This window comes from Mycolicibacterium arseniciresistens, assembly GCF_030519285.1.
In the GTDB taxonomy this organism is placed as follows: Bacteria; Actinomycetota; Actinomycetes; order Mycobacteriales; family Mycobacteriaceae; genus Mycobacterium; species Mycobacterium arseniciresistens.
Genome location: NZ_JAUMSQ010000027.1, coordinates 50,386 through 63,066, shown reverse-complemented (window position 1 = coordinate 63,066; position 12,681 = coordinate 50,386). Strand labels below are relative to the sequence as shown.

General features: G+C 69.3%; 9 protein-coding genes. 4 read left to right on the top strand and 5 right to left on the bottom strand.

What is annotated here, in order from left to right; genetic code table 11:
* The 3 genes from Q2100_RS06695 to Q2100_RS06685 form a co-directional block, all read right to left on the bottom strand.
* The coding region (locus Q2100_RS06695; RefSeq protein ID WP_302913356.1) for an FtsB family cell division protein at positions 1 to 642 on the bottom strand (642 nt) is incomplete at its 3' end.
* 7 nt (positions 643 to 649) lie between these two features.
* The gene (gene eno, locus Q2100_RS06690; RefSeq protein ID WP_302913355.1) at positions 650 to 1,945 is read right to left on the bottom strand and encodes a phosphopyruvate hydratase; all 1,296 of its coding nucleotides are present in this window, start codon (positions 1,943 to 1,945) and stop codon (positions 650 to 652) included.
* A gap of 84 nt (positions 1,946 to 2,029) precedes the next feature.
* Positions 2,030 to 2,761 carry a lytic transglycosylase domain-containing protein gene (locus Q2100_RS06685; protein WP_302913354.1) on the bottom strand — a complete coding sequence of 244 codons (732 nt, stop codon included), beginning with the start codon at positions 2,759 to 2,761 and terminating at the stop codon, positions 2,030 to 2,032.
* A 187-nt stretch (positions 2,762 to 2,948) separates the two neighbouring features.
* Here Q2100_RS06685 and efeU point away from each other — a divergent pair, with 187 nt between their 5' ends.
* The 4 genes from efeU (at position 2,949) to Q2100_RS06665 (ending at position 7,742) form a co-directional block, all read left to right on the top strand.
* Entirely contained in the window at positions 2,949 to 3,881 is a 933-nt protein-coding gene (gene efeU / locus Q2100_RS06680) for an iron uptake transporter permease EfeU (protein WP_302913353.1), read from the top strand.
* A 26-nt stretch (positions 3,882 to 3,907) separates the two neighbouring features.
* Complete coding sequence (efeO, locus tag Q2100_RS06675) at positions 3,908 to 5,044, top strand: iron uptake system protein EfeO (protein WP_407667590.1); 1,137 nt, start codon at positions 3,908 to 3,910, stop codon at positions 5,042 to 5,044.
* Entirely contained in the window at positions 5,025 to 6,347 is a 1,323-nt protein-coding gene (efeB, locus tag Q2100_RS06670; RefSeq protein ID WP_302913351.1) for an iron uptake transporter deferrochelatase/peroxidase subunit, read from the top strand. Before efeO ends, efeB begins: the two co-directional genes overlap by 20 nt.
* Positions 6,348 to 6,521: 174 nt before the next feature.
* Positions 6,522 to 7,742, top strand: a complete 1,221-nt coding sequence (locus Q2100_RS06665) for a cytochrome P450 (protein WP_302913350.1) — start codon at positions 6,522 to 6,524, stop codon at positions 7,740 to 7,742.
* 2 nt (positions 7,743 to 7,744) lie between these two features.
* Here the strand turns inward: Q2100_RS06665 and Q2100_RS06660 are convergent, their stop codons facing one another.
* Together Q2100_RS06660 and mfd are read right to left on the bottom strand one after the other, a co-directional pair.
* The gene (locus Q2100_RS06660) at positions 7,745 to 8,986 is read right to left on the bottom strand and encodes a nucleoside triphosphate pyrophosphohydrolase (protein WP_302913349.1); all 1,242 of its coding nucleotides are present in this window, start codon (positions 8,984 to 8,986) and stop codon (positions 7,745 to 7,747) included.
* Positions 8,983 to 12,639, bottom strand: a complete 3,657-nt coding sequence (mfd, locus tag Q2100_RS06655) for a transcription-repair coupling factor (RefSeq protein WP_302913348.1) — start codon at positions 12,637 to 12,639, stop codon at positions 8,983 to 8,985. Before mfd ends, Q2100_RS06660 begins: the two co-directional genes overlap by 4 nt.
* Positions 12,640 to 12,681: the final 42 nt, after the last annotated feature.

Genomic DNA, 12,681 nt, shown 5'->3' with positions numbered 1-12,681 from the left:
CGGGGGCGGCGGAAGTGGCGTCGCGCTCGGCGGAAGGCCGTGCGGCGCATCGGCGATGGTGCTCCACAGCGCCGAGTACCACGGCGTGCCCGGCGGTACGGTGTCCACGCGGGCGTCGGGCGCACCCGGCACCACCGCGGACGGCGGCAGCTGCACCTGGTAAGGGATCTCCCCCGGCAGCACGAAGCCGAGGCGCTCCCGGGCCTGGGCGGCGATGAACACCGGGTCGGCCAGTTTGACCTTCTGCTGCTCGAGCTCGGCGATCTGCTCACGCAGCACCGCTTCGCTCGCCCGCAGCTGCTGCATCTCGGTGCGCTGCCCGAAGTAGGTCCGCACCGGGCCGGCGATAGTCAACGTCAAGACGCACACCACCGCGGCCAGGATCGCGGCCCGCCGCGCTGCCGACCCGAACCGCTGCTCCGACTGCTGCTCGGCCGATGCCGCGATCGACTCGCGGATGGCGTCGGCGACCTCCGGCGTGGTCTCGGGGGCGGACGGCTTCGCCTCGATGGCCCGGGGCTCGCGGCGCACCGGCGACGCACCGCGCGGACGGTCCCGCTTCGACTCGCCGGGCTTGGCCGGCTTCCCTGGCCGGGAAGCCGGTGACCGCCGCTTCGGGTCGGGCCGTTTCGCGTCGGGCACGTCTGTGTCAGGCCTGACCCTCGCCGACGCCGAACCGCGGGAACGCCAGATCGCCTGCGTAGCGCGCTGCGTCGCCGAGGATCTCCTCGATGCGCAGCAGCTGGTTGTACTTGGCGACGCGCTCGCTGCGGGCCGGCGCACCGGTCTTGATCTGCCCGCTGCCCACGGCGACCGCGAGGTCGGCGATGGTGGTGTCCTCGGTCTCGCCGCTGCGGTGACTCATCATCGTGCGGTAGCCGCTGTTGTGGGCCAGCGCGACCGCGTCGAGGGTCTCGGTGAGGGTGCCGATCTGGTTGACCTTGACCAGGAGTGCGTTCGCCGCGCCGCGGTCGATGCCCTCTTCGAGCCGCTCGGGATTGGTGACGAACAGGTCGTCGCCGACGATCTGCACGCGGTCGCCGATCTCGGTGGTCAGCGCCACCCAGCCGTCCCAGTCGTCCTCCGACAGCGGGTCCTCGATCGACACCAGCGGGTAGGCGTCGAGCAGCTCGCCGTAGAACTGCGCCATCTGCTCGGCGGTGCGGGTCTCTTTCTCGAACGCGTAACCCGTCCCGGCGGTGTAGAACTCGGTGGCCGCCACGTCGAGGGCCAGCGCGATCTCGGAGCCGAGCTTGAAGCCGGCCCCCTCGATCGCCGACGAGATCAGGTCGAGCGCCGCCTTGGTGCCGGGGACGTCGGGCGCGAATCCGCCCTCGTCACCGAGTCCGGTGGACAGGCCCTGCTTCTTGAGCACCGACTTCAGCGAGTGGTACACCTCGGCGCCCCACCGCAGCGACTCCTTGAACGACGCCGCCCCGATCGGGGCCACCATGAACTCCTGTACGTCGACACCCGTGTCGGCGTGCGCGCCGCCGTTGACGATGTTCATCATCGGTACCGGAAGGATGTGGGCGTTCGGACCGCCGATGTAGCGGAACAGCGGCAGCTCGGCGGCCGTCGAGGCGGCCTTCGCCACCGCCAGCGAGACCCCGAGGATGGCGTTGGCGCCCAGCCGGGACTTGTCCGGTGTTCCGTCGAGGTCCAGCAGCGCCTGGTCGATCAGCCGCTGGTCGTCGGCGCTCATGGTGATGACGGTCGGGCCGATCTCGTCGAGGACGGCCTCCACCGCCTTCTGCACGCCCTTGCCGCCGTAGCGGGAGCCCCCGTCGCGCAACTCCACGGCCTCGTGTTCACCGGTCGAGGCGCCTGAGGGCACCGCGGCCCTGGCGAAGCTGCCGTCGTCCAGCACGATCTCGACCTCGACCGTCGGGTTGCCGCGGGAGTCGAGGATCTCGCGGGCTCCGACCTGCTCGATGATGGGCACTGGCGTCTCCTTGGTGTGCGGCGACTGGCTCGTTGCGCACTCAGCCTAGAGGCTGGAGATCGCGACGGCGGAACGAGGACGCGCCTACAGCGAGCGGCCTTGGGCGTAGGCGGTGGCCCAGTCGCGCACCGTCCGCGCGTACTGGTCGGAGAAGTTGTAGGCGCGCAGTGCGTTCATCCAGCCGCGGGGGGTGGACAGGTCCTTGCCGCGGTAACACAGGTAGCCGGCCGCCGAGAGCACGGCATCGTCGATGTTGTCGGGGCTGACCTGGCCGTCGTTGTTGGCGTCCACGCCGTAGAGCCGCCACGTTTCCGGGATGAACTGCATCGGGCCCATGGCCCGGTCCAGCTCGGTGTCGCCGTCGAGTTCGCCGCCGTCGGTGTCGTCGATCTTCATGTTGCCGCTGGACCCGTCGAGCTGCATTCCTCGGATCGGCGGTGTCACCGCCCCGTCCGTGGACACCATCGAGCCCCGGTAGCCGCCGTGGTGGCTCTCCACCATCCCGATACCGGCCAGCGTCGTCCAGGACAGGTGGCAGTCCGGGTTCTCCACCTCGGCGACCCGGGCGGCGTAGGCGTAGGCCTCGAGCGCCGTCACCGGGATCTCGAGCGCATCGGCCCGCTCGGCGGCCCAGTCGTGCAACTGGTCGGCGGGACGGCCCGACGCGTAGGTGTCGATGGCAGGCACGGGGTCCCCCGCCGGTGGCGGGATTCCCTCGGGGATAGGCGCACCGAGCTGCCATGAACAACTGGAAGCCATCAGCAGGGCCGTCGCGCCGATCACTGCGACAGCCTGCAGCCAACGAACTGGCGACACCGGACTCCTCAACCTGCTCTGCTGTCCCCATAGTGGCACGCGCTGCGCCGTGGTTCGCAACGCCGGTCTGCGAATCGCGTCTCGCACGGCCGTCCCGATAGCCAGAACGCCCTGCTAAGGTGAGCCACGCCTTGCTATGGATAGGCATAGCTGGCTTACCGAATTTTCCTGAAGCGAGGATGCGTCGATGACTGCGTTCGCGGGATTCCCGGCCAGTATCCACGCCGCCCCCCCAAACGTGACATCGCAGCTGTTCGGCAGCGGTCTTATCGGTCTCCGCGAGGGCCTCGAAGCCGGGATCGTGGTAACCATCCTGGTCGCGTTCCTGGTCAAGTCGGACCGCCGCGACGCCCTGAAATGGGTGTGGTTGGGCGTGGGCGCAGCAATTGCGATGACGGTCGTCGTGTTCCTCGCCATCCAGTTCTCCGCCTACACCATCACCGGCCTCGGCGCCGAGGCGATCGCCGGTGTCGCGTCGTTGGTGGCGGTCGCGATCGTCACCACCATGGTGCTGTGGATGAAGAAGGCCGCCGCCGGGCTGTCCGGCGAGCTGCGCACCGAGATGACGCGGGCGCTGGAGGCGGGCGCATTCGCGGTGACGGCGCTGGCGTTCCTGGCCGTCGGGCGTGAGGGCGTCGAGACCGCGTTGTTCATGGTCGGCTTCGCCGAGGCCGAAACCGCATGGCCACTCCTCGGATTGATCATCGGGGTGCTGATCGCCGCGGCCATCGCCTACGGCATGTACGCCGGCGCGGTCCGGATCAACCTCGCCAAGTTCTTCAAGTACACGGGCGTGTTCCTGATCGTCGTCGCGGCCGGGATCCTGTCCTACGGCATCGGCGCGCTGCAGACCGTCGGCTGGCCACCCGGCCTCGGCTCGCGCGCATTCGACGTCAGCGCATCGTTCAATTGGTCGGCCTGGTACGGCGAGGTCATCCAGGGCGTCTTCAACATCACGCCGTCACCCACCTGGCTGCAGCTGCTGCTGTGGCTGGCCTATCTGGTGGTGGTGCTGACCGCGTTCCTGTGGCCGGTCACCCGCACCAAGCCGGCCGCCACCCCCGCCGAACCCAAGAGTTCTCTACCGTCCGACACCCCGTCCGAAAGGTCCACCACGTGAACAATCACCCCGCAGCGAAAGCCGGCATGGCCGCCGTCGCCGCCCTGCTCGCCGGCGTATCGCTGACCAGCTGCCAGGCCAAGGACGAGGGCACCGACAACGCCGGGGGCGGAGCCGCGAGCGACATCACCGTCGAGGCCTCCGACAACGAGTGCAAGCTGTCGGGCACCGAGGCATCGACCGGGCCCAGCACCTTCGTCGTCAGCAACAACGGCAACAAGGTCACCGAGTTCTACGTCTACGGCGAAGGCGACCGGGTGATGGGCGAGGTGGAGAACATCTCCCCGGGGCTGCAGCGCAAACTCATCGTCCAGCTCACCGAGCCCGGCACCTACCAGACGTCGTGCCGCCCGGGGATGGTCGGCGACGGCATCCGCAATGACTTCACGGTCTCCGGTGAGGCCGTACAGGTCGACACCGAGGGCAAGTTCAAAGAGGCCGCCGACAGCTACAAGCGGTACGTCAACAGCCAGACCGACGCCCTGGTGCCCGCCGTCGAGGCGTTCGTCGCCGCGGTCAAGGCCCGCGACGTCCCGTCGGCCAAGGCGCAGTATCCGACGTCGCGCGTCTACTTCGAACGCATCGAACCCGTCGCCGAGTCGTTCCCCAACGACCTCGACCCCCGCATTGACGTCCGCGAGGCCGATCTGGAGGAGGGCCAGAGGTGGACCGGCTTTCACGCCATCGAGAAGGCGTTGTGGGTCACCGGGCTCACCCCCGAGACCGACAAGGTCGGTGATCAGCTGATGGCAGACGTCAAGGAGCTCACCGACGGCGTGAAGGCGCCCGACTACGCGATCGACTCGACCCAGATCGCCGGTGGCGCGCAGGGCCTGCTCGACGAGATCGCGATCAGCAAGATCACCGGCGAAGAGGAAGCCTTCAGCCATACCGACCTGTGGGATATCAACGCCAACCTGCAGGGTTCGCAGACCGCGGTGTCCTCGGTGCGGCCGATCCTGGACGAGAAGGACGCCGAACTGGGCAAGCGAGTCGACCAGCGCTTCGAGGACGTCGAGGCGCTGCTGGAGAAGTACCGTGAGGGTGACGGGTTCGTGTCCTACGACAAGGTCACCGAGCCGCAGCGTCAGGAGTTGTCGCGCGCGATCGACGCGCTGAGCAAGGAAGTCAGCCAGGTCCAAGGTGTCGTCGCCCAGAAGTAATCCCGCAGCGCCCGAGCCGCAGGCCGGGCAGCAGAACGCCGGGCTGTCCCGGCGCAAGCTGTTCGGCGCGGCGGGGGTGACGGCTGCTGTCGTCGGTGCGGCCAGCGCGGGTGCGCTGGCCGGCCGTGCCTCAGCGGCCAGCACGTCGACCGCCGGGCTGCAGAGTCCCGTCGAATTCCGGGGTGAGCATCAGGCGGGCATCGTCACCGCCCAGCAGGATCGGATGAACTTCGTCGTCTTCGACGTCACCACCGACCGCCGCGAGGACGTCATCGGGCTGCTCAAGCAGTGGACCGAGATGGCCGAGCGGATGGCCCGCGGCGAGGAGACGGTCGCAGGCGGTGCGGTCGACCACAACCCCTATGCGCCGCCACCGGACACCGGTGAGGCGCTCGGCCTGCCCGCATCGCAGCTGACACTCACCATCGGCTTCGGCCCGTCGTTCTTCCGCAAGGACGGCAAGGACCGGTTCGGCATCGCCGACAAGCTGCCGAAGCAGCTCGCGAAGCTGCCGAAGTTCGCGAACGAGACGATGGACCCGAACAAGAGCTACGGGGACATCTGCGTCCAGGCGTGCGCCAACGACCCGCAGGTCGCCTTCCACGCCGTCCGCAACCTCGCCCGCGTCGGCTTCGGCACGGTGGCGGTGCGTTACGCGCAGCTCGGCTTCGGACGCACCAGCTCGACCACGCAGGAACAGGCCACCCCGCGAAACCTGTTCGGCTTCAAGGACGGGACGGCCAACCTCAAGGCCGAGGAGACCGACAAGATCAACCAGTTCGTGTGGGTGGCCGACGGCGACGGCCCCGACTGGCTCACCGGCGGGTCGTATCTGGTTACCCGCCGGATCCGGATGCGCATCGAGAACTGGGACCGCACCACGCTGCTCGAGCAGGAACGGGTGATCGGCAGGCAGAAGGGCAGCGGCGCCCCCAACGGGCTCACCGACGAGTTCGAGGAACTCAATCTCGACCTGCGCGACGACAAGGAAGCCCCACTGATCGACGTCGACGCACACGTGCGCCTGGTGTCACCGGAGAACCTGGGCGGCATCGAGATCATGCGCCGCGGTTACAACTTCACCGACGGCACCGACGGCTTCGGCCACCTCGACGCCGGGCTGTTCTTCATCGCGTTCGTCCGCGATCCCATCACCCAGTTCATCCCGATGCAGGCCGAGATGTCGCGCAAGGATGCGATGAACGAGTACATCACCCACACCGGGACGGCGATCTTCGCCTGCCCGCCCGGGCTGCGCGAAGGCGACGAGTCGGCCTACTGGGGCTCGACCCTCTTCGCCTGAGCCGCGAGCGCCGGACTTCACGCACCGAACGTGAGCTCAGTGCGAAAATCGGCGCCGAATTTCGCACTGAGCGCACGTTCGGCGGGAGTGGCGTAGTCGACTACGCATGTCGGCGACGGGCTCCGCGCGAACACTTCTTAGTGACGGATTCCGCCCGATTCCCGAGGAGGCGCCATGACCGTCACCGCGCCATGCCCCAATGTGTTCGACGCCGGATTGCCGACGATCGACTACGACGATGCACAGAATCCCGACGAGGCGCACGCCATCCTGTGCCGCGCCCGCGAGCGCGCACCGATCGCGATCGGGCCACACGGGCCCGAGCTGCTGACCTACGATGTGGTCCGCGCAGCCCTGCGAGACCACCGTCTCCGCGTGCCACAGGGCATGTTCCTCGCCGCCCAGGGAATCACGTCCGGACCGCTGTGGGATCGCGTCAGCGCACTCATCATCAGCATCGACGGCGCCGCACACCACCGGCTCCGGCGGCTGGTGTCGAAGGCGTTCACGCCTCGCGCGACCGCACGGTTGCACACCACGATCACTGAGGTGATGACCGGGATCGTCGACGAACACACCGCCGCGGGCCACTGCGACGTGGTCGCCGACATCGCCAAGAAGTACCCGATCCCGATCATCTGCGCGCTGCTCGGCGCGCCGCCGGACGACTGGGAGCTGTTCTCCCGCTTGACCGACGACATCTTCAAGGTGTTCGACTGGAACGTCGCCGCACACGAATCGGTGATCCTGGCCGCCTGGAGCGAACTCGACGATTACGTCGACGAGATGGTCGCCGCGCGCAGGCACTGCCTGACCGACGACCTGGTCTCCGAACTGATCCGCGCGGAGGAGGACGGCGACCACCTGACCCCCGACGAGCTGCGCATGCTGGTGGTGGGTCTGCTCACGGCGGGTACGGACACCACCCGCAACCAGGTGGCCGGTTCGGTCCACGTGCTGTGCGAGCACCCCGACCAGTGGGCGCTGCTGGGCCGTCGACCTGAACTCGCCGCCAAGGCGGTCGAGGAGACGATGCGGCACTCGCCCATCGTGTTCGGGGCGCTACGCACCGCGACCGAAGACGTCGACATCGCCGGGGTGCACATCCCCGCCGGGACGCTGGTGCTCGCCAATACCGCGGCCGCCAACCGTGATCCGGCGGTCTACGACGACCCTGACCGGCTGGACATCACCCGCAACGGCGTTCCGGCCATCCAGACCTTCGGAGCGGGGACCCACTACTGCCTCGGCGCTCACCTGGCCCGGCTGGAGATCGCCGAAGCGCTGACCGTCATGACGCAGCGCATGCCCGGCGCGCACCGCACCGGTCCGGCGCCGTGGAAACCGCTGACCGGCCTGAGCGGACCCGTCACCCTGCCGATCGCCTACAACTGAGGTCAGCGCTCGGCGGTGCTCACCTCGCCGGCGGCAGGCGGATCGGCCGGCGCGGGTTCGGGCACGTCGACCGGCGACGGCTCGGGCACCTCGACGGGACCGGGTTCGGGCACCTCGACCGGTGACGGTTCGGGGATCCGGTCCGGCGCGGGTTCGGTGTCCATCTCGACCTCCAGCTCTACGTCGTCATCCGTGACGTCGTCATCCGTGACATCCTCGTCCGCAACGTCTTCCGTGACTTCGTCATCCGCAACGTCGTCGAGGACGTCGTCGTCATCGGCGATGGCATCCACGTCCGGCTCGGTATCCGACGGCCAATACGCCCGCCACTCGTCCTCGCTCACCGCGCCGAGCGCCGCGATGTCGAGTTCCTCCGGCACGTCCTCGCCGCGGCGGTCGGCCGCGATGTCCCTCTCCACCCGCCGCACGGTCTCCATGAATTTCAGAGTCGCTGTGCGCAAGTGGTTCTCGGCGTCGACATCGGCCGAGATCGTGACGGCGGTCAGCGAGGCGGGGATCAGATCCGCCGGCAGTCCCGCCTGCGCGACCCGGGCGATCACCTTCTGCGTCAGCGCCAGCGCGGGCTGACCGGTCGGCACGTCGTCCATCGACGACCTGCGCGACCTGACCGACTGCTCCTGGGCCTTACGCTCCTCCCACTGCGCGAGCTGCTCGTCCAGCGAGATCGACTCGCCGGCCAGCACCGCGGGCACCCGGTTGCCGAGCTTGCGCACCAGCGAGTCGGCGACGTCGTCGATCGTGAACGGGTGCTCAGGGGCGTCCTCGGCGATCCGGGCGTGAAAGAGCACCTGCAGCAACACATCTCCGAGTTCCTCGCGGAGCTCGTCGGCATTGCCGCTGTGCACCGCGTCGAACAGCTCGTAGGTCTCCTCGAGCAGATAGCGCCGCAGCGAGTCGTGGGTCTGTTCGCTCTCCCACGGCCCCGCCGTGCGCAGCTTGTCCATCATGGCGACGGCGTCGACCAGTCGTTCGCCCGCCTGCGGTTCCGGCGCGGCGATCAACCGGTCACCCGCGGCAAGGCGCGCCCTGACCGCCGGATGCTCGGGATCCGACGACAGCAGCACCGCGGCGTCCTCGCCGTCGTAGGCCGGCCGGGCCGCGGGCAGCGACCACGGCACCGCGATCGGCATCTCCTCGGTGTACTGCACGTCACCGGCCAACATCTCGATGGCTGCGACCGGGACCAGGGAGGGGCGACGCGGATCGACCAGCACGACTGTCATGGCGTCTGCCGTCTGTCAGTCATGGCCGGGCCACCTCCGAATTTGGTTATATCAACATCCGTCACAGCATTCCCGCTAAGCGTCAATATCAAGCCCGCCACCATCGCCACCAGTTCCAGGTCGCGGATCCGCGGCGAGCCGACGCCGCTACCGGCCCGCGGTATCGGGACCTGAACCGTCGCAGTGGTCGCCCGGTAGGACGCCGACGGATACAAGCGCTTGAGCCGCAGCTGCGCCGAATCGGGCAATTCCAGCGGCGACACCTTCACCGTCGCCCCTGACACGCCGCTGACCTCGGTGACGCCGTACTTCCGGCAGAGCAACCGCAGCCGCGCCATCGCGACCAGTCGCAGCGCCGGTTCCGGCAGCGGTCCGTACCGGTCGACGAGCTCGTCGATCACCGCGTCCACCCCGGCGTCGTCGTGCGCCGCGGCGAGCCTCCGGTAGCCCTCCAGCCGCAGCCGGTCACTGGCGATGTAGTCCGGCGGCAGGTGCGCGTCGACCGCCAGGTCGATCCGCACGTCCTTCGGTTCCTCCGCTGTCGCAACGGTTTTGCCGTCGGCGGCCGCCCGGTAGGCCTCGACCGCCTCGCCGACGAGCCGGACGTAGAGGTCGAAACCGACCCCCGCAACGTGCCCGGACTGCTCGGCGCCGAGCACGTTGCCCGCGCCGCGGATCTCGAGGTCCTTCATCGCCACCGCCATGCCCGCGCCGAGTTCGTTGTTCTGGGCGATGGTGGCCAACCGGTCGTAGGCCGTCTCGGTCAGCGGCATCTCGGGCGGATACAGGAAGTAGGCGTATCCCCGTTCGCGGCTGCGACCCACCCGGCCCCGCAACTGGTGCAGCTGCGACAGGCCGAACGTGTCGGCCCGCTCGACGATCAGGGTGTTGGCGTTGGAGATGTCCAGCCCGGTCTCCACGATCGTGGTGCACACCAGGATGTCGTACTCGCGATTCCAGAAACCCTCGACCGTCCGCTCGAGCAAATCCTCGGGCATCTGACCGTGCGCGACCACCACCCGCGCCTCGGGCACCAGCGCCTGCACCCGCGCGGCGGCCTGGTCGATCGACCGCACCCGGTTGTGGATGTAGAACACCTGACCGTCGCGCAGCAGTTCGCGCCGCAGCGCCGCGGCCACCTGCTTGTCGTCGTGCGGGCCGACATAGGTCAGCACCGGGTAGCGCTCCTCGGGCGGGGTCAGGATCGTCGACATCTCGCGGATGCCCGCCAGGCTCATCTCCAGCGTGCGCGGGATCGGGGTGGCACTCATCGTCAGCACGTCGACGTGGGTGCGCATCGACTTGATGTGCTCCTTGTGCTCGACGCCGAAGCGCTGCTCCTCGTCGACGATGACCAGGCCGAGGTCCTTCCACGTCACGCCGGTCTGCAGCAACCGGTGGGTGCCGATCACGATGTCGACCGACCCGCCCTTCATCCCCTCGAGCACCGCTTTGGATTCCGCGGGCGAGGTGAACCGGGACAGACCCTTCACCGCGACGGGGAACCCGGCCATCCGTGCGGCGAAGGTCTGCATGTGCTGGTCGGCGAGCAGCGTCGTCGGCACCAGCACGGCGACCTGCTTGCCGTCCTGCACGGCCTTGAACGCGGCGCGCACCGCGATCTCGGTTTTGCCGTAGCCGACGTCGCCGCAGATCACCCGGTCCATCGGGACCGGCTTCTGCATGTCGGACTTGACCTCCGTGATCGCGGTCAACTGGTCGATCGTCTCGGTGAAGCCGAACGCGTCTTCCATCTCGGCCTGCCACGGGGTGTCCGGGCCGAACGCGTAGCCGGGAGCGGCCTGCCGCTTGGCGTAGAGCGACACCAGTTCACCGGCGATCTCGCGCACCGCGCGACGGGCCTTGGTCTTGGTGTTCGCCCAGTCGCTGCCGCCCAGCTTGGACAGCGACGGCGCCTCGCCGCCCACGTAACGCGACAGCTGGTCGAGCGAGTCCATCGGCACGTAGAGCCGGTCCGAGCCGCCGCCCCGCTTGCTCGACGCGTATTCGAGCACCAGGTACTCGCGACGTGCGCCGCCCACCACCCGTTCGGTCATCTCGACGAACCGGCCGATGCCGTGCTGGTCGTGCACCACCAGGTCGCCGGCGGTGAGCGCCAGCGGGTCGACGACGTTGCGGCGCTTGGCGGCGAGCCGCTTGCCCTCGGGAGCGGTGACGCGGTTACCCGTCAGGTCGCTCTCGGTGATGATGACGAGCTGCGATCCCGGCAGGATCACACCGTCGTGCAGTGGACCCCGCAGCACCCCGACCACGCCGGCCTTCGGCTCGGCGCCGGGCTCGAGCATCGCCGCGGGCGTCTCGGCGTCGGCGAGCTGTTCGCAGACCCGGTGCGCGGTGCCGGTGCCGGGGGTGACGATGGCGGCGTGACCACCGGTGGTGACGTGGGCGCGCAGCATCGCGAAGATCTCCGCGACCGAGGCGTGCTGGCGCGCCGACGGCGCCGACCGGATGTCCAGCGCGACCGCCGACTCGTCGGACAGCTGGCTCAACGTCCACCAGGGATGACCGCCCGCTCGGGCGCCTGCAGCGACGTCCTCGAGTTTCAGGAAACCCGACGCACCGAGCTCCTCCAGGTCGATCGGCGCGTCGCCGCTGACCGCCGCCGTGGACCACGACGCCTCCAGGAACTCCCGGCCGGTCTTGATCAGGTCCGCAGCGCGGGTGCGCACCTTCTCGGGGTCGCACACCAGCACCGGCGTGCCCGCGGGCAGGTGGTCGGCCAGCGTCGACAGTTCGCCCGGGCGCAGCACCGGCAGCAGTGCCTCCATGCCGTCGACCGGGATGCCCTCGGCCAGTTTGGCCAACATGTCCGGCACGCTGCCGGGAACCGAGTTCTCCAGGCGGGGGTGGTCCGCGGCCAGCTTGGCCGCCCGTTCGCGGACGTCCGCGGTCATCAGCAGTTCGCGGCACGGCACGGCGATCACCGCGTCGACGTCGATGTCGGGGATGGACCGCTGGTCGGCGACCGCGAACACCCGCATCTCCGAGACCTCGTCGCCCCAGAACTCGACACGCACCGGATGTTCGGCGGTGGGCGGGAAGAGGTCGAGGATGCCGCCGCGCACGGCGAACTCGCCGCGCCGGGCGACCATGTCCACCCGGCTGTAGGCCAGGTCGACCAGCCGGGCCACCAGTGCCTCGAAGTCGAGCTCGGCGCCGACGGTCAACGTCACCGGCTCCACCTCTGCGAGCCCCGGCGCCATCGGCTGCACCAGGGAGCGCGTCGTCGTCACCACGATGCGCAGCGGCGGGCCGAGCCGGGCGTCGTCCGGGTGGGTCAGCCTGCGCAGCAGCATCATCCGCGCGCCGACGGTGTCCACCCCCGGCGACAGCCGTTCGTGGGGCAGCGTCTCCCACGACGGGAACAGCGCCGCGGCGTCACCGAGGTAGCCGCGCAGTTCAGCGGTCAGGTCGTCGGCTTCGCGGCCCGTCGCCGAGACCACCAGCAGCGGTCCTGCCTGTGCCAGCGCCGCCGCCACCAGCACCCGGGCACTGGCCGGTCCGACCACGGCGAGCCGCTCGGGCCGTTCGGCGGCACGACGGGTGAGGTCGGCGAGCGCCGGATCGCGCAACGCCAGCGAGATGAGCCCCGCGATCGGGGTTTCGACATGGGTGGGCCCCGATGAGGTCATGATGCGTCCATCCTAGGCAACGCCTCTCGGGCGCGTTCCCCC

What these genes read in the sequence shown, in the direction of transcription:
- Q2100_RS06665 (WP_302913350.1), top strand. Translation starts at nt 6,522, where the DNA reads ATGACCGTCACCGCGCCATGCCCCAATGTGTTCGACGCCGGATTGCCG.
- efeO (WP_407667590.1), top strand. Translation starts at nt 3,908, where the DNA reads ATGGCCGCCGTCGCCGCCCTGCTCGCCGGCGTATCGCTGACCAGCTGC.
- efeU (WP_302913353.1), top strand. Translation starts at nt 2,949, where the DNA reads ATGACTGCGTTCGCGGGATTCCCGGCCAGTATCCACGCCGCCCCCCCA.
- Q2100_RS06660 (WP_302913349.1), bottom strand. Translation starts at nt 8,986, where the DNA reads ATGACAGTCGTGCTGGTCGATCCGCGTCGCCCCTCCCTGGTCCCGGTC.
- mfd (WP_302913348.1), bottom strand. Translation starts at nt 12,639, where the DNA reads ATGACCTCATCGGGGCCCACCCATGTCGAAACCCCGATCGCGGGGCTC.